Source organism: Streptomyces sp. NPDC001889, assembly GCF_053594535.1.
Genome location: NZ_JBSFER010000005.1, coordinates 287475 through 309197 on the forward strand (window position 1 = coordinate 287475; position 21723 = coordinate 309197).

The 21723-nt window shown below is 72.8% G+C and carries 17 protein-coding genes and 1 pseudogene; 9 read left to right on the forward strand and 9 right to left on the reverse strand.

Annotation, left to right across the window (positions count from 1 at the left end; genetic code table 11):
* Positions 1–31: 31 nt before the first annotated feature.
* Positions 32–2275 (forward strand): MMPL family transporter, encoded by a 2244-nt coding sequence (locus ACWCRA_RS07855; protein WP_451067032.1) that lies wholly within the window; start codon positions 32–34, stop codon positions 2273–2275.
* Positions 2276–2376: 101 nt separating this feature from the next.
* Here ACWCRA_RS07855 and ACWCRA_RS07860 read toward each other — a convergent pair whose 3' ends face one another.
* The 9 genes from ACWCRA_RS07860 to ACWCRA_RS07900 all read right to left on the reverse strand — a co-directional run bounded on the left by ACWCRA_RS07860 (position 2377) and on the right by ACWCRA_RS07900 (position 13662).
* The gene (locus ACWCRA_RS07860; RefSeq protein WP_351552124.1) at positions 2377–2937 is read right to left on the reverse strand and encodes a carboxymuconolactone decarboxylase family protein; all 561 of its coding nucleotides are present in this window, start codon (positions 2935–2937) and stop codon (positions 2377–2379) included.
* Between the two features lie 132 nt (positions 2938–3069).
* The gene (gene dxr / locus ACWCRA_RS07865; protein ID WP_451067033.1) at positions 3070–4272 is read right to left on the reverse strand and encodes a 1-deoxy-D-xylulose-5-phosphate reductoisomerase; all 1203 of its coding nucleotides are present in this window, start codon (positions 4270–4272) and stop codon (positions 3070–3072) included.
* A 280-nt stretch (positions 4273–4552) separates the two neighbouring features.
* Positions 4553–5620, reverse strand: a complete 1068-nt coding sequence (locus tag ACWCRA_RS07870) for a polyprenyl synthetase family protein (RefSeq protein WP_351552129.1) — start codon at positions 5618–5620, stop codon at positions 4553–4555.
* 42 nt (positions 5621–5662) lie between these two features.
* On the reverse strand, positions 5663–6673 hold the full coding sequence (locus tag ACWCRA_RS07875) for a 4-hydroxy-3-methylbut-2-enyl diphosphate reductase (RefSeq protein ID WP_351552132.1): 1011 nt from the start codon (positions 6671–6673) through the stop codon (positions 5663–5665).
* Positions 6674–6756: 83 nt separating this feature from the next.
* Positions 6757–8151, reverse strand: coding sequence for a class-II fumarase/aspartase family protein (locus tag ACWCRA_RS07880; RefSeq protein WP_451067034.1), 1395 nt, complete (start codon positions 8149–8151; stop codon positions 6757–6759).
* Between the two features lie 426 nt (positions 8152–8577).
* A complete protein-coding gene (locus tag ACWCRA_RS07885) occupies positions 8578–10476 on the reverse strand; it encodes an FAD/NAD(P)-binding protein (RefSeq protein ID WP_451067035.1) in 1899 nt (632 codons plus the stop codon).
* 115 nt (positions 10477–10591) lie between these two features.
* Positions 10592–11836, reverse strand: a complete 1245-nt coding sequence (locus ACWCRA_RS07890) for a benzoate/H(+) symporter BenE family transporter (RefSeq protein WP_451067036.1) — start codon at positions 11834–11836, stop codon at positions 10592–10594.
* Positions 11833–12795 (reverse strand): UbiA family prenyltransferase, encoded by a 963-nt coding sequence (locus tag ACWCRA_RS07895; protein ID WP_351552144.1) that lies wholly within the window; start codon positions 12793–12795, stop codon positions 11833–11835. Before ACWCRA_RS07895 ends, ACWCRA_RS07890 begins: the two co-directional genes overlap by 4 nt.
* Before the next feature lie 42 nt (positions 12796–12837).
* Complete coding sequence (locus ACWCRA_RS07900) at positions 12838–13662, reverse strand: class I SAM-dependent methyltransferase (protein WP_351552147.1); 825 nt, start codon at positions 13660–13662, stop codon at positions 12838–12840.
* Positions 13663–13988: 326 nt separating this feature from the next.
* Here ACWCRA_RS07900 and ACWCRA_RS07905 point away from each other — a divergent pair, with 326 nt between their 5' ends.
* The 8 genes and pseudogenes from ACWCRA_RS07905 to ACWCRA_RS07940 form a co-directional block, all read left to right on the forward strand.
* Positions 13989–15032 (forward strand): hypothetical protein, encoded by a 1044-nt coding sequence (locus tag ACWCRA_RS07905; protein ID WP_451067037.1) that lies wholly within the window; start codon positions 13989–13991, stop codon positions 15030–15032.
* On the forward strand, positions 15022–15909 hold the full coding sequence (locus ACWCRA_RS07910) for a sugar phosphate isomerase/epimerase family protein (RefSeq protein ID WP_451067038.1): 888 nt from the start codon (positions 15022–15024) through the stop codon (positions 15907–15909). The genes ACWCRA_RS07905 and ACWCRA_RS07910 overlap by 11 nt, the downstream gene beginning before the upstream one ends.
* The gene (locus ACWCRA_RS07915; RefSeq protein ID WP_351552156.1) at positions 15906–17201 is read left to right on the forward strand and encodes a M20/M25/M40 family metallo-hydrolase; all 1296 of its coding nucleotides are present in this window, start codon (positions 15906–15908) and stop codon (positions 17199–17201) included. Before ACWCRA_RS07910 ends, ACWCRA_RS07915 begins: the two co-directional genes overlap by 4 nt.
* Positions 17198–18334, forward strand: coding sequence for an Ldh family oxidoreductase (locus ACWCRA_RS07920; protein ID WP_451067039.1), 1137 nt, complete (start codon positions 17198–17200; stop codon positions 18332–18334). Before ACWCRA_RS07915 ends, ACWCRA_RS07920 begins: the two co-directional genes overlap by 4 nt.
* Complete coding sequence (locus ACWCRA_RS07925) at positions 18331–19251, forward strand: Gfo/Idh/MocA family protein (protein WP_451067040.1); 921 nt, start codon at positions 18331–18333, stop codon at positions 19249–19251. Before ACWCRA_RS07920 ends, ACWCRA_RS07925 begins: the two co-directional genes overlap by 4 nt.
* Entirely contained in the window at positions 19248–19649 is a 402-nt protein-coding gene (locus ACWCRA_RS07930) for a DUF6917 domain-containing protein (protein WP_351552165.1), read from the forward strand. Before ACWCRA_RS07925 ends, ACWCRA_RS07930 begins: the two co-directional genes overlap by 4 nt.
* Complete coding sequence (gene dxs / locus ACWCRA_RS07935; protein ID WP_451067041.1) at positions 19639–21573, forward strand: 1-deoxy-D-xylulose-5-phosphate synthase; 1935 nt, start codon at positions 19639–19641, stop codon at positions 21571–21573. The genes ACWCRA_RS07930 and dxs overlap by 11 nt, the downstream gene beginning before the upstream one ends.
* A pseudogene (locus ACWCRA_RS07940) lies at positions 21570–21723 on the forward strand (flavodoxin-dependent (E)-4-hydroxy-3-methylbut-2-enyl-diphosphate synthase); the annotation flags it as partial. The gene dxs and the pseudogene ACWCRA_RS07940, both read left to right, overlap by 4 nt.

Here is a 21723-nt window from a genome sequence, read left to right on the forward strand (position 1 = left end):
GGGGTGGGGACGGAACCTACTGAGGAGACACATGCTCCAGAGACTGGCCCAAGCCGTACTGCAGCGGCGCAGGCGCCTTCTCTACGCCAGCTTGCTGCTGTTCGTAGTCGCCGCCGCCGTGGGAGCCACGGTGTTCCCCAAGCTCTCGGCCGGCGGCTACAGCGACACCAGTACCGAGTCGGCGCGGGCAGCGAAGTTCCTGGAAGAGCGGTTCGACGCGGGACAGCCCAATCTGGTGCTGCTCGTGGAGGACGACCGGGGCGTCGACGACGAGGCGGTCGCCGCCGCCGCGGCGAAGGTGACCGAGCGTCTCTCGAAGGAGCCGGACGTCACCGAGGCGTACTCCTACTGGTCGACGGGCCGGCCGGAGGCGCTGCGGGCCACCGACTCGCGGAGCGCCCTGATCATGGCCTGGGTCAAGGGCGACGACGACCACGTCCAGAAGTGGATGGCGGACCACGCCGAGAGTTACGAGGGCACGGTCGAGGGACTCGACATCAGCCAGGGCGGCACCGCCAAGGCGAGTGAGGAGATCATCGAGCAGACGATGAAGGATCTCGTGAAGGCCGAGGCCATCGCGATGCCGGTCCTGCTCATCGTGCTGATCTTCGTCTTCCGCGGGGTGGTGGCCGCCGCGATGCCCCTGGTGATCGGCACGCTCACCATGGCGTGCGCCTTCTTCATTCTGCGGCTGCTGAGCATGTTCACCGATGTGTCGGTCTTCGCGATGAACATCACCACCGGTCTGGGGCTGGGTCTCGCGGTCGACTACAGCCTCTTCATCATCAGCCGGTACCGGGAGGAGCTGGCCCGCGGGGCAAGCACCGACCAGGCCCTGATCACCAGTATGCGGACGGCCGGACGGACGGTGGCGTTCTCCGCCGTGACGGTCGCGCTCGCCCTCAGCGGTCTGCTGGTCTTCCCGTTCTACTTCCTCCGCTCGTTCGCCTACGCGGGCATTCCGGTGGCGCTCTTCGCCGCGCTCGTCTCGGTGACGGTGCTCCCGGCGCTGCTGAAGGTGCTCGGACCCCGGATCAACAGCCTCCAGGTCCTCAAGCGGAAGAAGCCGGAGGAGGAGAAGAACTTCTGGCACCGCACGGCCACGGTGGTGATGCGCTTCCCGCTGCCCATCGGCCTGGCGGCGGTCGCGGTGCTGCTGCTGCTCGGGGCGCCGTTCCTGAATCTGAGGATGAGCCTGGCGGACGAGCGCGTACTGCCGTCGTCGGCCAGCTCCTTCCAGGTCGGCAAGGCGCTGCGGGAGGGGTACTCCTCGCAGGAGAACCACTCGGAGCTGGTCGTGATGCGCGAGGTCGGCGACCCCGCGCGGGCCGCCGCGAAGGTCGGCGGCTACGCCGGGGAGCTGTCCCGGATGGAGGGGGTGTCCCGGGTGGACACCTACACGGGCTCCTATGTCCAGGGGAAGCAGGCGGCCCCGGCGGGACCGGCGTCCGCCGCGTTCGCCGCGGAGACCTCCGTGTATCTGAAGGTGGTCCCGAAGGAGCCGGAGACCAATGACGCCGGGCGCGAGCTGGTGCGGGAGATCCGTGACACGGACGCGCCCTTCGCGGTCCAGGTCACCGGTCCCGGGGCGATTCTGGAGGACTCGCTCAACTCGCTGACGTCCAAGATGCCCTGGGCCCTGGGCATCATCGGCGGCTCCACCCTCGTTCTGCTGTTCCTGCTGACCGGGAGTGTGCTGCTGCCGCTGAAGGCCCTGGTGCTGAACATGCTCAGCCTCAGCGCCACCTTCGGTGTGCTGGTGTGGGGCTTCCAGGAGGGGCATCTGGACGGTGTCATCGGCAGCTTCACGGTGACCGACGCGATCACCTGGAGCGTGCCGATGCTCCTGTTCTGTGTGGCGTTCGGCCTGTCGATGGACTACGAGGTCTTTCTGCTCTCCCGGATCAAGGAGGAGTACGAGAAGACGGGCGACAACGTCGCGTCGGTGGCGCAGGGGCTCGGCCGGACCGGCTCCCTGGTGTCGGCCGCCGCGGTCCTCATCGCCATCGTCTTCGCCGGCTTCATGACATCGAGCATCACCTATCTCAAGGCCATCGGCCTCGGGCTGGCGCTCGCGGTGATCATGGACGCCACGGTGGTGCGCGGTCTGCTGGTGCCGGCCTTCATGCGGCTGGCGGGCGGTGCCAACTGGTGGGCGCCCAAGCCGCTGCGGCTGCTGCACGAGAAGATCGGGCTGCGCGAGGGCGACGACCCGGCTCCGCTGCCCCGGCAGCAGGACGGCGCGGACCCGGTGGCCCCGGGGACACGCACCTGAGCGGTCCGGCTCGGGCGGTACGACGACAGCGGTCCCGCGGTGGTTCCCCACTGCGGGACCGCTGTCGTGTGCCCGCCGCCGTGCGCTCCGGTGCGCGGGGCTCAGCGCGGCTGCCGGCCGGGGACCTCGCACCGCTCCCGGAAGCCCTGGCTGGTCAGCCCGAGCGCCAGATTGGTGCGGGAGCGCTGGTTCTCGATCGAGATCATCGCGGTCAGCTCGACCAGGGCCGCGTCACCGAGGCGCGCCCGCAGCCCGGCGACCTGTTCGTCGGTGACCGCGACGGGGAGTGCCGTCATGGCCTCGGCGTACGCCATGACCTCGCGCTCCACCTCCGAGAAGAGGCCGCTCTCCCGCCAGTGGGGCACCGCGCGCAGCTTGCGCGGGTCGACGCCCTTGTGGTGGTTCTCCCAGTAGCCGAAGTCCATGCACCAGGAGCAGTTCAGGGCCACGGCGGCGGCGGAGGTGGCCAGGCTCTTGAGGGTCTGGTCGAGCCGGTTCCAGCGGCCGACGCTCCACTCCATCAGGCCCATGGTGCGCAGTACCTGCGGCTGGTGCGACGCGGCGAGGACCGGTTGCAGCCAGCCGCCGTAGCGGCGGCGCATGACACGGCCCATCAGCCGTCCGGACCAGCCGGTCCTCGGGTTCAGCGGAACACGGGCCATGGCCATCCTCCGTGGGCGAGCGGTCCGGGGTACGCCGGGGAGTCTCCCCCCGGCCCCGGCCCGCTCAAACGGAAGCGCGGGGCCGCCCGGGTGATCCGGCCGGATGTCTCCGCCGGACCGCCCGGGCGGGTGCTACCCGCGCCGCCCGTACTGCTCGCGGGCGATGATCTCGCGCGCCCTGGTCCGCGCCCAGGCGTCGGCGGCGAGGACGTCCTCCAGAGCCGAGACGGAGCTGTCGCGCTCCTCGGCGACCACCTCGGCGACGGTGTCGACGATGGCGAGGAAGGGCAGCCGCCCGGCGAGGAACTCGTCGACACAGACCTCGTTGGCGGCGTTGTAGACGGCCGGGGCGCTGCCGCCGGCCCTGCCCGCCCGCCGGGCGAGGGAGACCGCGGGGAACGCCTCGTCGTCGAGCGGGGACAGCTCCCAGGTCTGGGCGGCGGTCCAGTCGAAGGTGCGCGCGGCGCCGGGCACCCGCTCGGGCCAGGAGAGGCCGAGCGCGATCGGCAGCCGCATATCGGGCGGGCTGACCTGGGCCATGGTGGCGCCGTCGGTGAACTCGACCATCGAGTGGATCGCGGACTGGGGGTGGACCATGACGGTGATGTCGTCGTAGTCCACGTCGAAGAGGAGATGCGCCTCGATGACCTCCAGCCCCTTGTTGACCAGGGTGGCCGAGTTCACCGAGATCACCGGGCCCATGGACCAGGTGGGGTGGGCGAGTGCCTCGGCGACGGTGACCTCCGCGAGCTGGTCGCGGGTACGGCCCCGGAAGGGTCCGCCGGTGGCGGTCAGCACGAGCCGGCGGACATCCGCGCGGCGCTCGCCGCGCAGCGCCTGGGCGAGGGCGGAGTGCTCGGAGTCGACGGGGACGATCTGGCCGGGCCGGGCCTCCCGCTTCACCAGTTCGCCCCCGACGATGAGGGACTCCTTGTTGGCGAGCGCGAGAGTGGAGCCGGCGCGCAGGGCGGCGAGGGTGGAGGTCAGGCCCAGGGCGCCGGTGACGCCGTTGAGGACGACATCGGCGGGGTGGGCGGCGACCTCCTCGACCCCGGCGGCACCGGAGAGGATCTTGGGTGTGTTCCACTGTCCCGGCCGCAGCCCGCGCCGGGCGGCCTCCGCCGCGACGGCGTCCGCCAGCGGACCGGCCGCCGCCTCGGCGGCGACGGCGACCACGGCCGGGGTGAGGTCGAGGATCTGCCGGGCGAACCGCTCCACCCGGCCGCCGCCCGCGGCGAGGCCGACGACGGAGAACTGGCCGGGGTTGCGGGTGATCACATCGGCGGCCTGTGTGCCGATCGATCCGGTGGAGCCGAGGACGACAACCGTGCGCATGGGTCGAGCCTTTCGCTTCCAGGCGGGGGCGGCCGCCCGGGGCGGTCCCTGCGGGACCCGGGGGCGGTGCTGCCCTTCGCGCCGTTCGGCCCGGGGCGGTCGCGCCGGGCCGTCCGTCCCTCGCGAGCCTGCCCGGGGGGCCTCTCGCCCGGATCTCGCGGGACTCTCGGAGCCGGCCAGGAGCCCGAGCCCGCCGGGGCGGCGGCCTCCGCCGGGGCGTCCGCCGCCGGGCGGCCGGTGTCCGGTCCCGCCGTGGCGCCCCCGGTCCGGACGGCGGACCCTACCGGTCGCGGTAGGCGGCGGCGTCGGCCATCACGGAGAGCTCCGCCGCCCAGCGGGCGTCGATGCCGGCGCCGCCGACCGCCGTGTGGGCCGCCTCCACGCACTCCTTGATGACCGCCTCCACCCGGTCGTGGATGCCCGCCCCGACGAGCAGGTCGTAGAGCCGGTCCGGGGTGACGGCGGAGAGATCGTCGCCGACCTCCGCGGCGACCGTGGCGTCGTCCCTGATCGCGTAGGACATCAGCAGGGTCATCTTGTGGCGCTCGAAGTCCAGCCGGACCGGCTTGCCGGTCACCTCGGCGTCCCCGAAGGCGTCCAGCAGGTCGTCCCTGAGCTGGAACGCCTCGCCGACGGCGAGTCCGTACTCCGCGAAGGCGGGCAGCAGCCCGGTGTCGCCGGCGAGGGCCGCGCCGAGGGAGAGCGGGCGCTGCACCGTGTACCGGCCGGACTTGAAGAGGGCGATCCAGCGCGCGAGTTCGGTGTCGGGGCGGAACCGGGCGGCGGCGCGGATGTCGAGGAACTGGCCCACCATCAGCTCGGTGCACAGCTCGTCCCAGATCGCCTGGACCGGCGGGGAGCAGGAGGCGACCAGCCGGTTGGCGTAGACGAAGGCGAGGTTCCCGGCGAGCATGGCCACCCCTTCGCCGTAGCGGCGGGGGTCGCCCTTCCAGGAGCGCTGGGTGTGCAGATCCGCGTGGAGGACATGCGCCGTCGGCTCGTTCCTGCGGAGCTTGGAGGCGTCCATGACGTCGTCGTGGAGCAGGGCGAAGGTGTGCAGGAGTTCCAGCGCCGCCGCGACATCCACGATGTCGGGGGATTCGGGGTCACCGCCCGCGGCGAGATATCCCGAGATGCAGAAGGCGGGGCGCATCCGCTTGCCGCCGCTGACGACCATGTCCGCGATGCAGCCGATGATTTCGACGGAGTCGGGGTTGAGATCCCGCCAGTTCGCCCGCTCGTCCCGGAACAGCCCGGCGAGGCGCTGCTCCACCTTCTCCATGATGGTGTCCCGCACATCTGCGGGCGACGACAGAACCGCGCTCTCTGCCAGCGTTACATTGGCCATGTCAAATACCTCGGTGTGAGATGTGCGAAGGGCGGGCGGAGTTCAGGACTCGCGTCCGACGTGCTCGAAGAGGCTGCCGGGAATGGCGAAGACGACATTCTCCTCGGCGGTCCGCACGGTGTCGCGCCCGCCGTATCCGAGTGCGGCGAGCCGCTCCAGGAGCTGTTCCACCAGGATTTCCGGCGCGCTGGCGCCCGAGGTGACTCCGACGGTGTCCACACCGTCGAGCCAGCTCTCGTCGAGCTTGGTCACGTCGTTGACGAGATGGGAGGCGGTGCCCAGACCTCGGGCGACCTCCACCATGCGCACGGAGTTGCTGGAGTTGTCCGATCCGACGACCAGGAGCAGATCGCTCTCGGCGGCGATTTCCTTGACCGCGTTCTGACGGTTCTGGCTCGCATAGCAGATATCGCCGGTGCCCGGTCCCTGAATATCGGGAAACCTGCGGGTCAATTCGTCGATGATATCGCGGGTCTCATCCAGTGACAGGGTGGTCTGGGTGAGGAAGGAGAGCTTGGTGCCGGCCGGTATGTCCAGGGTGCGGGCGCTCTCCACCGTCTCCACCACGATGGTTTTCTCGGGGGCCTCTCCCACGGTGCCCTCGACCTCCTCGTGGTCGGCGTGGCCGATCAGCAAAATGGTGTGGCCGCTCGCCGCGGCACGCCGGGACTGCTGATGGACCTTGGAGACCAGGGGGCAGGTCGCGTCGATGACCCGAAGCCCCTGACGTGCGCTGTTCTCCCGCACGGCGGGAGAGACACCATGGGCGGAGAAGATGCAGATCGCCCCTTCGGGCACATCTTCCTCGGAGTGGACGAACACCGCGCCGCGGCCTTCGAGTTCCTTGACGACATGCTGGTTGTGCACAATCTCCTTGCGCACGTAAACCGGTGCGCCATAGGTGTCGAGTGCCTGTTCCACCATGCCGATGGCGCGGTCCACTCCGGCGCAGAACCCTCGGGGTTCCGCCAGAATCACCCGTTTCCGAGTGGCGCCGGAGGAGCCGGACCTTGCTTCCTGGGTCGTGGGCACATGCATCCCTTCGAGTTGCATCGCGGGGACCGCTCTTTTTCAGACAGGCCCTCTGGAGTAAATACTCCCCAGGAAATAGGCGGTGCGGCTATGGCAAACACCTGTTAGGGCTTTCGGGGCGGTACGGGCACGGCGGGCGGCTCGCGGTGGAGCGCGCGGTCCACCAGCGCGGCGGCGGCGCCGGTGTACCCCCGGGGGTCGAGCAGCCGGGCTGTCCGCTCCTCGGTGAGCACCGCGCGGACGGCGGGGTCGGCGCCGAGGACGGCGGCCAGCGGCTCGCCGGTGCGGGCGGCGGTGCCGGAGGCCTCGCTGAGCAGCCGGCGGGACTCGGCCCTGCCGAGCAGCGGGGCGAGGACGGCGGCGACGCGCTCGGAGGCGATCCGCCCCCCGGTGAGCGCGGTGTTGGCGAGCATCCGCCCCTCGTCGACGGTGAGCTGTCCGGTCAGCTCCACGGCCTGGTGGGCCGCGCCGCCGGTGAGCCTGAGCAGCTCGCGCAGCGGCTGCCACTCGGCGTGCCAGGCGCCGGCGGAGCGCTCGTCCTCGCTCGGCAGGGTGCCGAGCACGGTCGCCGCGAGCTGCGGGGTCTGGAGCGCGGCGGAGCGGATGAGGGTGGAGAGGACGGGGTTGCGCTTGTGGGGCATCGCGGAGGAGGCGCCGCGGCCCGCCGGGGCGGGTTCGTGGACCTCGCCGACCTCGGTGCGGGTCATCGACAGCACATCGACGGCGATCTTCCCCAGGGCGCCGGTGGTGAGGGCGGCGGCGGAGGCGATGTCCGCCATGGGGGTACGCAGGGTGTGCCAGGGGATGGGCGGTGCGGCGAGCCCGAGTTCGGCGGCGAACGCCTCGGTGAGCGCCGCCGTGTGGGCGGCGGGGGTGGTGGTGTCCGGGGCGTGCTCCAGATAGCCGGCGAGCGTGCCGGCGGCGCCGCCGAGCTGGACGGGGAGGCCGCCGTCGAGGAGGCGGACGAGCCGGTCGGCCGCGTCCAGGACGAGATGCCGCCAGCCGGCGGCCTTGAGGCCGAAGGTGGTGGGCACGGCGTGCAGGGCGAGGGTGCGGCCGGCGATGACGGTGTCGCGGTGGGTGGTGGCGAGGGTCCGCAGGGCACCGGCGGTGCGCAGCAGATCGGCGAGGATCAGCCGGAGGGCGCGGTCCGCGACCAGGACGGTGGCGGTGTCCAGGATGTCCTGGCTGGTGGAGCCCTGGTGGAGATGGCCGGCGGCACCGGGGTCCCGCTCGGCGACGACGGCGGTGAACGCCCGGACGAGCCCGACCACGGGGTTGGCCGACTGGCGGGCCTCCCGGGCGAGTGCGGCGGGGTCGAGGTGCTCGGCGCGCGCGGCGTCGCTGATGACCCGGGCCGCGCCCGGGGGAACGGTACCGAGAAGGGCCCCGGCCCGGGCCAGCGCGGCCTCGGCGTCGAGCATCGCCTGGAGCCAGGCGTGGTCGGAGACGGCGGATTCGATGGGGGTGCCGGCGGTGGTGGGGGAGAGCAGGGACAAGGGGGGCTCCGTTGGTTGTGTGTCTCGCGTGGTGGGGGTTCCTGTGCGAAGGGGTCAGTCAGAGCCGCCTCTGACAGGCGCCCCCAGCCGAACCGGGCGCTCCGCCCCCGCCGAAGACCCGAGCACACCCGGCCTCCCCGGGAACCCGGGCACACCCAGCCCCGCCGAAGACCCGAGCAACCCCGGCCCCGCCGGGAACCCGAGCAAACTCAGCCCCTCCGGGAACCCGAGCACACCCAGCCCCGCCGAAGACCCGAGCAACCCCGGCCCCGCCGGGAACCCGAGCACACCCAGCCCCGCCGGAGACCCGAGCAACCCCGGCCCCGCCGGGAACCCGAGCACACCCAGCCCCGCCGGCGTTTGAGGCGCGGGGGTTCGGGGGCCGGCCCCCGACCCGGGCCCGCGGGAAGCGGGGCACCCGGGGGCTCACGGGGTGGAGCCTTCGGGTGGGAGTGGGAGAGAGAGCGTGGTGCGGGCTATCGCATCCGCGTCCGTGAGGGTGACGGAACCCACGCCCGGACGAATCCCCGCCGCGGTCACCCAGTGCACCCCCTCCGTCGGCACCCCCAGCACAAACCGTCGCCCATGCCCCCTCCCCTCCCCATCCACCAGGTGGTACGGCCGCCCCGTCACCTCGACCCCCCCGGTCTCGTACGGAACCCCACCCCCCGCCATCCGGTACGGCCTGCACCCGCCCCCCTCCAGCAGCCCCCGCAGCAGCGGCTCCGCGCTCCGCCGCGCGTCCACCACCGGAAGCCGCGCCTCCACCAGCGCCCGCACCGCCACCCGCGACCCCGGCACCCCCGCCGCCTCCGCCGTGAACCTGCCCGTCACCGGGTCCGCCCCGACCCGCAGCCCGGGGCCCATGATGTGCGCCACCCCGGCCTCGATCAGCGCGATCAGCTCCTCGACGCGCCGCGCCGGGGGCCCGATCGAGAGCGCCGCGTTCAGCGGCGTGTACCACCCGTCCACATCCGCCGCGTACGACTCCCCCGCGACTCCCCCGTGGTCGACGGCGAGCCTGATCTCGTTGCGCAGATCCCGCAGCACATCGAGAGCCGACTTGAGCGGGCTCTCCAGATTCCCCCGGCGGGCCTCGGCGAGATCCTCGCGCAGATGGCCGAGGACCCAGGCGCGGAAGTCGTCGGGGCCGGTGAAGTCGCGGTCCGCGTACGGCCGGGCCACCCGGTCCCAGTCCCAGTGCTCCTCGGGCGGTATGCCGTGGCGCTCCAGCACGGCCGCCCGGCCGGCCTCGTCGGCGGCGCTCGCGATCCAGTCGACCCGGAACCGTTCGATCTCGGCGGGCCGCTCCCGGCCGGCCAGGACACGGCTGTAGTAGGTGATCTCCACCTCCCCGGCGATCAGCGGCCACAGCTCGGCCCTGAAGTCCGCGCCGGCGGCGCCCTCCGGGCGGTGGGCCCGCAGTTTCACGGCGTACTCGGCGGTGAGCAGCAGGGGTTCGTGGCGCCCGTACGGGCCCTTCTGGTTCTCGCCCCTGGCGTGGTACGGGAGCCCGCCCCGGGAGCCCGCGTACAGCACGGGCTCGGCGCCCGACGCCTCGTACACCAGCCGCCCCCCGACCCGCCGGTACCGCCCGCCGCGCCCCTCGGTGAGGAGCGCCATGTGGTCGAAGAAGTTGAGGCCCAGGCCGCGCAGGACGACGGGCTCACCGGCGGGCAGCACCGAGAGATCGAGGTCCGCCGGGTTGCCGGGAGGCACATAGACCAGGCCGTGACCGGCGGCGAAGGCGGCGAACTCGGCCTCTTGCGCGGTCGGTTCGAGGGGCAGATGGCCGAGGGCGAGGACCACGGCGGCCAGACCGCCGAGGACGGTGCCGTCGGCGAGGGTCACCCGCTGGGCGCCGCCGGGCCCGCCGGGCTCGTCCAGGGCGACCGCCCGGGAGCGGTGGGCCACCACGGTGACCCCGGCGGGGGCGCCGTCGACGACGCGCCCGTGCGCCCACCGGTAGTAGGCGCCGCAGAGCGCGCGGGTGGGATAGGTGTCGGGGCCGAGCGACCGCGCCTCGGCGAGGAGTTCGGCGTCGAGTCCGTGCTCCGGTGCCGTCCGGGTGAGGGCGCTCGCCCAGGCGTACAGGCTCGGGCCCGGCTCCAGCGGGCCGTCCATCGCGACGCTGTCGTCGGTGAAGACGGAGACCTGCCCGGCCACCGTGTTCATCAGCAGCCGCCGTGACTGCCCGGTGCGCCAGACCGCGCCCGCGCCGGGCGCGTGGTCGTCCACCGTGTGCACGGTCACCGGGGCGGACGCCGGGTCGTGGCGCGCGTTGGCGCAGACGCGCTCCAGCACCGACAAGCCGCGTGGCCCCATTCCGATGATGCAGATCCGGCGGTGCATAAGCGCCTCAGCCCTCCGTGGTGTCAGGGAAATCGATCACGGCAGCGCACGGCCGTCGGACCCACCCCCGTGGAGTCCGACGGCCGTCTCAGCTGCCCGGTGCGGGGTCGCGCCGGACCGTCGCCAGATGGACGGCGGTGCCCAGCAGCAGCCCCCAGAAGGTGGAGCCGATACCGAACAGCTCCACTCCGGACGCGGTGAGCAGCAGCGCGGCGAGCGCGCTGTCGCGGTGCGCGGGCGACTCGGTGGCCGAGGCCAGCGCGCCGCCGAGGGCGCCCAGCAGGGCGATCCCGGCGATGGCCGCCACCAGTGCCCCGGGCAGCGCGGTGAAGAGTCCCACCACGGCGGTGCCCAGGGCGCCGGCGATCAGATAGAAGACTCCGCAGTGGACGCCTGCGGCCCAGCGGCGCTCGGGCCGCGCGTCCGCCTCCGGGCCCGTGCAGATCGCCGCGGTGATGGCGCCCAGATTGATGGCGTGACCGCCTGCGGGCGCCATCGCGGCGGAGGCGATCCCCGAGGCCAGCACCAGCCGGTCGGCGTCGGGCCGGTAGCCGGCGGCGCGGAGCACCGCGATGCCCGGGGCGTTCTGGGACGCCATCGTCACCACGAACAGGGGCAGCGCGAGCCCGGTGATCGCGCCGGGCGAGAAGTCGGGTGCGGTGAACTGGGGCACCGCGAGCGCGAGATCGAAGGAGCCGCCCCGGAAGCGGCCGGTCGCCAGGGTGTGGGCGCAGCCCGTGAGCAGCGCGGCGGCGACCGCCCAGCGGGGCGCGAGCCGCCGGCAGCCGACATGGGCGGCGAGCATCAGCCCCACCAGCCACAGATCGCCGTCGGCGGCGAGGAAGAGCCCGATGCCGAACTTCAGCAGGATGCCGGCGAGCACGGCGGAGGCGATCGTCGGCGGAATCCACCGCATGAGGGCGCCGAACAGGCCGGTCGCCCCGACCAGCACGGTGAGCGCGGCGGCCACCAGATAGGCCCCGACGGCCTCGGCGAAGGTGTACTCGTCCAGGGCGGCGGCCAGCAGCGCGGCGCCGGGCGTCGACCAGGCCATGACGACCGGGACGCGGTACGCCCAGCTGAGCACCGCTCCGGTGACCCCGCTGCCGATGGAGACCGCCCACACCCAGGACTCCAGGGTGGCGGGGGGCAACCCGGCGGCGTCGGCGGCCTGGAAGACGACCGCGAGCGGGCCCGCGTAGGCGACCACCACGGCGACCAGTCCGGCGACGACCGCGGCCGGGTTCGCCAGGACGGCGGCCCGCGACGGCCCGCCGGCGGGCGACGCCGCCGTCCCGGCCACCTCCTCCTCACCACTCCTTCCGGGTCTCATCCGGCGACGTGGACCACGAGCACATTGCCGGCCATCAGAAGCACTACCCCGAGGCGCTGGCACTTGATGCCGAGGACACGGGCGGCGAGCGCCTCGCGGCGGACGACGCCCGTGCGGAGCTGGACGGCGCGGAGCGCGAAGAGCGGCAGGGTGACGGCGAGGAACCACCAGGGCACGGCGCCCGCGGCGACGGCCACGACGACGGCCGCGGGTTCGGCGGCGGTCAGGACGGTGATGACGCCCCGGTAGGCGGCGGGCCCGGTCATGGTGGCCAGGTTGCGGCGGCCGGCCAGCCGGTCGCCCTCGATGTCGTTCATGTTCGAGTAGAGCGAGACCAGCACGCTCCAGAGGCCGAAGAGCACCGACTCCAGGACGATGAGCCCGGTGGCAGCGCCGGTGATCAGCGCGTACGGCAGGACGATCACCAGGCTCGCGGAGGAGACGAGGAGCAGTTCCTGGCCGCCCCGGTAGCTGAGCTTGAGCCCGTAGGAGTACTGCATCGACGTCAGGGCGACGTACAGCAGCAGCACACAGGCCCAGAGCGGCTGGTGCGGGGCGAAGGCGGCCGTGGCGGTCCACAGCAGTACGCCCCACAGGGCCATCGTCCAGGCGAACCGCTGGGCCTCCTGGACGGTGAGCGCCCCGGAGAGCAGCGGCTTGCGGGAGAGGTCGCGCAGGGCCCCCGACTCGGCGGTGTAGTTGCGGGCGTCGCTGCCGTCGCGGACGCCGGTGAGGTCGTCGAAGGCGACGGTGGCGGCGACGACGCCGACCTGGCCGAGGAGGAAGAGCAGCAGGGTGGTCCAGGTGCCGGCCGCCCACAGTTCGGTGCCGGGCAGCGCGGTCCACACGACCAGCACACAGAGGTAGAAGTCGAAGAAGGCCAGCTTCCCCAGCTTGGCGTACGCCTTGAGCTTCGATGTGCCCGGGGCCGCCGAGGACATCGCGGTCCTCACCGCCATGCGCGGGTCCGCCTTTCGTCGAGAGGTCGTGGAGGCCGGCCGTCAGGCGGGCTTGCGGCCGTAGGTGGATATGAGGACCTGGCTCAGCCAGTGGTTGGCCGGGTCGTTCATGGCGCGCACGGCCTCGTCGACGCGCTCCTCGGTGAGCAGGCCCTGGGCGAGCAGCTTGGGGCGGAGGTACTCCAGCCACAGCACATACATCCGGGCCCGGAGCGAGCCGCCCTGCACCATCACCGCCCGGCCCTCGGCCCAGACGTCCTCCAGTCCGGCGTCGAGCGCGGCCCGGTGGTCGAAGTGGCCGCCGCGCATCGAGTAGCCGGTCTGCTCCATCACCCGGTAGGCGGCGGTGTGGACGTCCTTGAGGAAGTCCTCGGAGACCGCCGAGCGGAAGAGGGTGAGCGCGTCGGTGTCCTCGATGAAGAGCACTCCGCCGGGCCGCAGCGCCCGCGCCATCCGGCGGACGGCCGCCGCCGGGTCCTCCAGGTGCTGGAGGACCATCCGGGCGTGCACCAGGTCGAAGGCGGCCCGGGGCAGCTCGTCGGTGCGCACATCGAGGCGGCGCAGCTCCACCGGGGGGCTCTCCAGCCACTTCAGCGGCTCGGTGTCGAGGTCGGCGGCGAGCACCCGGCCGGTGGGGCCGACCCGCTCGGCCATCCACTGGGCGATGGAGCCCTGGCCCGCGCCGACTTCGAGGCAGGACCAGCCGGCGGCGACGCCGAGGCGTTCGAGCCGCTCGACGGTGCCCTGGTCCCAGAGGGACTCATTGGCGCGCAGCCGCTCCGACTCGCGGTTCCAGCCCGAGTCGAAGAGATAGTCGTCCTCGTGGCCGGTCTGCTGGTCCGCCGTGATGTTGCCGACGACGCTCATCGGGCTCCTCCCCCTGCCGCGCGGTCCGCGCGGCCGGCATTGCCTGTGTTCGTGACCGGGATCTGCTGAACGGGACCTCACCCTAGAAACCGCTTCGGCACGGCCGCCATAGCAGGTCGCTGCGGCCCCGGCCGGGGCCGCACCGGCAGCAACCTGTCATTCGAAAGGACGGGGTGAGCGGCCTAGCCTGCACTGCGGGGCGTTCGGAATTCCCCTTGCCGTGGAGACCGGTGAACCGGAATCCGGCGACACCGGATCAATTGCGCGCCGTGTCAACGCGCCGTTCATCGGCTGCTCGGCTCTGACCAAGAAGGCGGGGTTATCCGTTGCTGAAGACGTTCATCGTCGGACTGGGAAGGTCGGGACGAGGTCTTCACCTGCCGGTCCTGCGGACATTACGGCGGAGTGCCCCGGAGGGCGGGCTGTTCGCGCCCGCTGTTCCCCTGGGATTCGACCCGTTCGTCCCGCCCGGGGACATCGATCCGCGCGAGCTGAAGCGGGTGGCGTCCCTGGCCGAGGCGCGCGCGGAACTCGACCCGGAGAACACAGTCGTCCATCTGTGCACACCACCGGATTCCCGCGCGGCCACTCTGCTGGAACTCGCCGAACTCGGATTCCGCTCCATTCTGGTGGAGAAACCGATAGGCACGGGTAATGCGGTGGTGGCCCGGCTGCGCGGTATCCGGGACTCCCATGGGCTGCGGCTCGCCGTGGTCGCCCCCTGGCTGCACTCCACCCTGACGCTGCGGCTGGTGGAGCTGGTGGGCGCCGGCGAGCTGGGGGAGCTGCGCTCGATCGCCGTCCGGCAGCACAAGCCCCGGCTGACCCGGACCTTCGCCACGCCCAGCCATCCGACCGCGTTCGATGTGGAGCCGCCGCACTCGGTGGGGGTGGCGCTGCGGCTGGCGGGCTCGGGCCGGGTGACCGGCGCGTCCTGGACGGACGCGCGGATCGGTGAGCGCGTGGTCCCGCACATGGGCTCGGCGCGGCTGGCCATCGAGCACGACGGCGGAGTCCGCACCTCCGTCACCTCCGATCTGACCTCGCCCATCAATGAGCGCAGCATCCGGCTGGAGTTCGCCGCCGGGACGGTGACGGGCCACTACCCCACCAGCGGAATGGACTCCTACGCCCAGCTGAGCACCGATGTTCCCGGGGTGGGCGCGGGCCGGGAGCTGTTCCACGACGAGGCCCTGACCGCCTGTGTGTTCCGGGTGTACCGGGACTTCGCCGCCGGTGCGGACCTCCGCGCCGACTTCGAGCTCCAGGCCCAGGTGGTCGCCCTGCTCACCAGCGCCAAGGACCTGTGCCTGGCGGATTCGCTGTCCCCGTTGTCTCTCCGTCAGGAGGCGGTACGCCATGCCGGCTGAAGTCACTCCCGCGCCCCCGGCCTTCCCGTTGTGCGGTATCGGCGACGAGGCCGGGGAGGCGCTGGACACTCAGCTCTCCGCCCTCACCGAGCTGCGCTGGAACCTGATCGAGCTGCGCAATGTCGACGGCACGGCCCTCGCCGACCTGGACGAGGACGCCTTCGACCGTCTCACCGGAAGGCTCGCCGGGGCGGGTCTGGGGGTGGCGTGCGTCGACTCCCGTATCGCCAACTGGGCCCGTCCGGTCGACTCGGACTTCGCACAGGACCTGCGGGAGCTGGAGATCCTCGCCGAGCGGTGCGCCCGGCTCGGCACCCCGTACATCCGGATCATGTCCTATCCCAACGACGGCCGTCCCGAGCCGAGGTGGCGGGCCGAGGTCCACGCGCGGATACGGGAGCTGACGGCGCGGGCCGAGAGCGCCGGGGTCGTCCTGCTGCACGAGAACTGCGCGGGGTGGGCGGCGAGCGATCCGGCCCGCATGCTCGGGCTGCTCGACCATGTGGACAGCCCGGCGCTGAAGCTGCTCTTCGACACCGGCAACGGGGTGGCCCACGGGTACGAGACCTACGACCTGCTGCCGGAGATCGCCCCGCACGTGGCGCATGTCCACATCAAGGACGCGGTGGGCGATCCGTCCGATGTCCACTACGTCCTGCCGGGCGAGGGCCGCTGCCGGGTCGGCGACGCGCTGCGGCTGCTGATCGGGCACGGCTACCGGGGCGCCTGGTCGATCGAGCCGCACATCAACGTCCGCCCGCACGAGTCGCTGGCGGCGGCCGGCACCGACGGGGTGAGCACCTTCGTCGCGTACGGACGGGCCCTGGAGAAGCTCCTCGACGACGCGGCCGCGGCCGTCGCGGCGCAGCTGGCATGAACCACGTCCCGCTGCTGCCGTCCGACCGCGAGCTGCTGCTCCGGCTGCTCGAACTGCCCACCGTGGGGCTGCTGGAGACCGGTGCCGACGGCCCCCGGCCCCGGCTCGCCGAGGCCCAGCTCGCCTACGCCGAGGCCGCAGCCGAGCTGGGGTTCACCGTGGTCCACCACGGCGCGCCGCCGCCCTCGGCCCTGGAGCGCCCCGATGTCCCGCGCATGGTCCGCGAGGCCATGGCGGACATCCCGGACTTCCTGGAGTGCCAGCCCAGCACGGTGCTGCGGCTGGGCCCGGAGCTGCCCCGGGAGCGCACCATCATGTTCAACGCCCATCTGGACACGGTCAGCGACTGGGAGCCGCCCCGGTACTCGGACGGCCGCTTCCACGGCCGGGGCGCCATCGACGACAAGGGACCGGCGGTGGCGCTGCTCGCGGCGCTGCGGACCGCCGTGGACCGGGTGCCGGAGCTGGGGCGGACCACCGGGGTGCTCATCCAGCTCGTCGCGGGCGAGGAGGGCGGGGCCATGGGCGTCTTCGGCACCCGGCCCCTCATCGAGCAGGGCTTCTACGGCCGGATCAACCTCTTCTGCGAGCCCACCGGCTCCCGGCTGCTGCCGCGCTCCACCGCGGCGATGACCGCCCGGGTCACCGTCGACGGACTGGACTCCATCGACGACCGGCCCGGCGGCGGCCACAACGCGACCGTGCTCCTCGGCCATCTCGCCCAGCATCTGGCGCACCGGCTCTCCGGCCGGCACGACGGCACCCGGGTCTGTGTGGCGGGGCTGCGCACCGGGCCGCTGCACAACCGGGTCTACGGCACCGGGGAGCTGCTGCTCAACCTCGCGTACGAGAACACCGCCGCCGGCCGCCGGCTGGAGGCCGCCCTGGAGGCCGAGGTCAAGCGCGGTCTGGCCGATTTCACCGAGCGCTTCCGCCCGGTGCCGGACTTCGCGCTGACGGCCGACGAGGCGGAGGAGGTCACCGCGGTGGAGTGGCTGAAGCGGGGGCTGCCGGCCCTGGTCGACCAGGACGACCCCTGGGCCAGATCCCTGCTGACCACCGGCGCGGGCCTGCCCTGTGTCCCGGCCGACGAACCCTCGTTCACCTGCGACGCCATCTGGCTGGACGGCGTTCCCGGCACCTACACCGCCGCCTTCGGCCCCGGCGATCTCGACCTCAACAACGCCCACGCCCAGGGCGAGTTCGCCGACGCGCGGGAGCTGGAGAGCTACGCCGCGAGCGTGGTCTCCCTCCTGAGTCACTTCGCCCGAGCAACGAACGGACATCCATGACCACGACCGCGGAACCAGCCGACTACGCCACCGATGTGCGGGTGCCCTACGAGACGCTGCTCTCGCTGGCCACCGCCGTCCTCGCCGACCGGGGGATGCCGGACGGACGGGCCCGTACCGCCGCCGAGGCGCTGCTGTACGGAGACCTGGCGGGCATGCGCTCGCACGGGCTGGCCAATCTGACCCGGCTGTATCTGCCGCTCCTCGACGACAAGCGGGCCGATCCGGCGGCGGAGTTCGAGATCCTCGCCGACCGGGGCGCGGCGGTGCTGATCGACGCCCGGCGCGGCCTGGGGCTGTGGGCGGCCAGCGAGGCCATGGACCTGGCGGTCGCGCGCAGCGCCGAGTACGGCATCGGCATGGTCTCCGTGCGCAACGGCACCCACTTCGGCTGCGCCGGGCACCACACCGCGCGGGCGGTGGCGAGGAACGCCATCGGCATCCTCGCCTCCAACTGCGGCGGGCAGCGGATCGCCCGCCCGCCGGGCGGCCGGTACGCCATGCTCGGCACCAACCCGCTCTCCATCGCGGCGCCCGCCGGTCCGGGGCTGCCGCCGTTCAACCTGGACATGAGCACCACCGCCGTCCCCACGGGCAAGGTCCGCGAGGCCGCCCGCGCCGGCCGGCCGATCCCGGAGGGGTGGCTCCAGGACGCCGAGGGCGCGCCGGTCACCGATCCGGGGGCGCTGGACCGGGGCGAGGGCTTCCCGATGTGGCTGGGCGGCCGGCCGGAGACCGGCGCCTACAAGGGGTACGGTCTGGCGCTGCTGGTCGAGGTGCTGGCCGCGCTGGTGCCCGGCGCGGGGCTCGGCCCCTCGCCCGACGCCTTCACCGGGAACGGCGGGCCCACCGGCCGGGACGACGACATAGGTTTCCTGGTGATCGCCGTCTCCCCCGGGGCGCTCCGCCCCGAGCAGGAGTTCCTCGGCGACGCGGGCGGGCTCTTCCGGAGCCTGCTGGACTGCCCGCCGGTGTCGGCCGACTCCCCGGTCGGCTACCCCGGCCGGCGCGAGGCCGCGTACGAGGCGGCGGCACGGGCAGACGGAGTGCCGGTGAGCAAGGGGCTGTACGCGGAACTGACCGCGGTCGCCCGGCAGATCGGCGCGGAGATCCCCATGGAGGCAGGCGCATGACCCGGCGTACCCGTATCGGCATCATCGGACTCGGGGTCATCTCGAAGTTCTATGTGTCGGCGTTCGACTCGCTCCCCGGGCTGGAGCTGGCCGCCGTGTGCGATCTGCGGCCCGACGCGCTGGCGGAGTTCGAGGGGCGCGTCCCCTGTTACACCGACCACCGCGCGCTGCTGGCCGGCGCGGAGCTGGACGCCGTGGTGGTGAACGTCCCCAACGATGTGCACGCCGAGGTGTGCGGGGCGGCCCTGGAGGCGGGGGTCGCGGTCTGTGTGGAGAAGCCGCTCGCGACCACCGCCGAGGACGGCCGGGCGCTGGTGCGCACCGCGCGGGAGCGGGGGGTGCTGCTCTTCACCTCCTTCCACCGCCGGTACAACGACAATGTCCTCGCGCTGCTGGAGCGGGTCCCGGCGCACACCCCGGTGGAGTCGCTCACCGTGCGCTATCTGGAGCGCATCGAGGAGCACGCGGGCAGCGACCGCTGGTATCTCGATCCGGCGCGCTGCGGCGGCGGCTGTGTGGCCGACAACGGGCCCAACGCCTTCGACACGGTCCGCCAGATCATCGGGGATGTCGAGGTCGTCGCCGCCAAGGTGGTGCGCGACGCGGACGGGGTCGACCGGCAGGCCACCGTGGATCTGCGCGCCCGGAACGGCGCGACCGCCCGGGTCGAGCTGGACTGGTCGTACGAGGGCGAGCGCAAGGATGTCGACGCCCGGCTCTCCGACGGCACCGCCGTGCACGCCGACATGCTCGCGGGTCACCACGGGTTCAAGTCGTCGCTGCGGCACGAGTACATCGGTGTGCTGCGGGACTTCGCGGGCGCGCTGGCGGCGGGCGAGGACCGCTCGGGCGGCGGTCTCGCGGCGCTGGAGCTGGTGTCGGACGTGTACCGGCTGGAGAAGGAGGGGCAGCGGTGAACCCGGCCGAGGACGGTCCGAAGGCCGAGGTGCGCGGGGAGCTGGTCAAGGTCCTCACCCACCGGCGCGAGGACCGGGGCATGGTCCTGGAGGAGTTCGGCAGCCGCTGTGTCCGCCGGCACGAGATCCATGAGCTGGTCACCACCGACCAGCACGACACCACCGCGGGCGCGGTCGTCGACCGGGTGGGCTTCCTCGGCTTCGTGGAGATCTCGCGGGGCGGAGTGATCGACCGGGGCGACCGGGTGACGCTGAACGGGCGGCGGATCGGAACCGTGCTCGGCTACGACGGCTGCCACTTCCCCAACCACTACAACATCCTCATCGCCGTCGACCGGACGGTCACGGGTGTGGATCTCGCTCTGCAACCCACCATGGAGGTGCGCTTTGGGTACTAGGCCGAACGATCCGTACGCATCCGGGACCCCGATACTGGACACCGTCGACGGGCCGGAGGATCTGCGCCGGCTCGACGAGGCCTCGCTCGGCGGGCTGGCCCGGGAGATCCGGGGCTTCCTCATCCGGGAGGTCTCCCGCACCGGCGGTCACCTCGGGCCCAATCTGGGTGTGGTGGAGCTGACGATCGCCCTGCACCGCGTCTTCGATTCGCCGAAGGACCGGCTGCTCTGGGACACCGGCCACCAGGCCTATGTGCACAAGCTGCTGACGGGGCGGAAGGACTTCAGCCTGCTGCGCTCGCGGGGCGGGCTCTCGGGCTACCCGTCGCGGGCCGAGTCCGAGCACGACATCATCGAGAACTCGCACGCCTCGACGGCGCTGTCGTACGCGGACGGGCTGGCCAAGGCGCACCAGCTGCGCGGCCTGGACGACCGCAGCGTCGTGGCGGTCATCGGTGACGGCGCCCTCACCGGCGGCATGGCCTGGGAGGCGCTGAACAACATCGCCGCCGCCAGGGACCGGCCGCTGGTGATCGTGGTCAACGACAACGAGCGCTCCTACGCGCCCACCGTCGGCGGTCTGGCCGACCATCTGATGACGCTGCGCACCTCGGACGGGTACGAGCGGTTCCTGCGGCGCGGCAAGGAGTTCCTGGAGAACGTCCCGGTCATCGGGCACGCGCTCTACGGCGGGCTGCACGGGGCCAAGGAGGGGCTGAAGGACGTCATCGCCCCGCAGGGCCTCTTCGCCGATCTGGGGCTGAAGTACGTCGGACCGGTCGACGGGCACGACACGGGGGCGGTGGAGGCGGCGCTGCGGCTGGCCAAGAACTTCGGCGGCCCGGTCGTGGTGCATGTGCTGACCCGCAAGGGGGAGGGCCACCGGCCCGCCGAGGAGCACGAGGGCGACCGGTTCCACGCGATCGGCGCCGCGCCCTCCCCGTCCGCTCCCGCCAAGCCCTCCGCCCCTTCCTGGGGCGCGGTGTTCTCGGACGAGATCGTGCGGATCGGGGCGGACCGGTCCGATGTCGTCGCGATCACGGCGGCGATGCGGGAGCCGGTGGGTCTGGACGCGTTCGCGGAGGCGTATCCGCACCGGACGTTCGACGTGGGCATCGCCGAGCAGCACGCGGTGACCTCCGCCGCCGGGCTGGCGGCGGGCGGCCTCCATCCGGTGGTGGCGCTGTACGCGACCTTCCTCAACCGGGCCTTCGACCAGGTCCTCATGGACGTGGCGCTGCACCGGGCGGGGGTGACCTTCGTCCTGGACCGGGCCGGTGCCACCGGCACCGACGGCGCCAGCCACAACGGCATGTGGGACCTGTCCCTGCTGCAACTGGTGCCGGGGCTGCGGCTGGCCGCGCCGCGCGACGGCGCCCGGCTGCGGGCGCAGCTCCGGGAGGCGGTGGAGGTCACCGACGCCCCCACCGTGCTCCGCTATCCCAAGGGCCCGGTCGGCCCCGACATCGAGGCCGTCGGCCAGGTGGAGGGCGTGGACATCCTCGCGGGCGGGGCGGGCTCCGGGGCGGAGGTGCTGATCGTCGCGGTGGGCGCGATGGCGGGCACCGCGCTCGCGGCCGGCGCGGCGCTGACGGAGGCCGGGGTGACGGTGACCGTGGCCGATCCCCAGTGGGTGAAGCCGGTGTCGCCGGCGCTGGTCAAGCTGGCCGCCGAGCACCGTCTGGTGGCCGTGATCGAGGACAACGGGGTCGTCGGCGGGGTGGGCGCGGCGATCGCACAGGCGCTGGACGAGGCCCACGCGCCGACGCCGGTCCGCCGGTTCGCCCTCCCCCAGGAGTTCCTGGACCATGCCAGCCGCGGAGAGCTGCTGGCGGACGCGGGGCTGACGCCCGACCGTATCGCGCAGACCATCACCACCTCCCTGGCCCAGTACGGGGCCAGGAGTGAGCGAGTCACATCATGAGCCTTGTCTCTCTGGACATCCCCGAGGTGCCGCCCCGGCTCGCCGAGCGCCGGGCCAGCCGGCAGATCCAGGTCGGCTCGGTCGCCGTCGGTGGCGACGCTCCCGTATCCGTGCAGTCGATGACGACGACGCGGACGTCGGACATCGGTG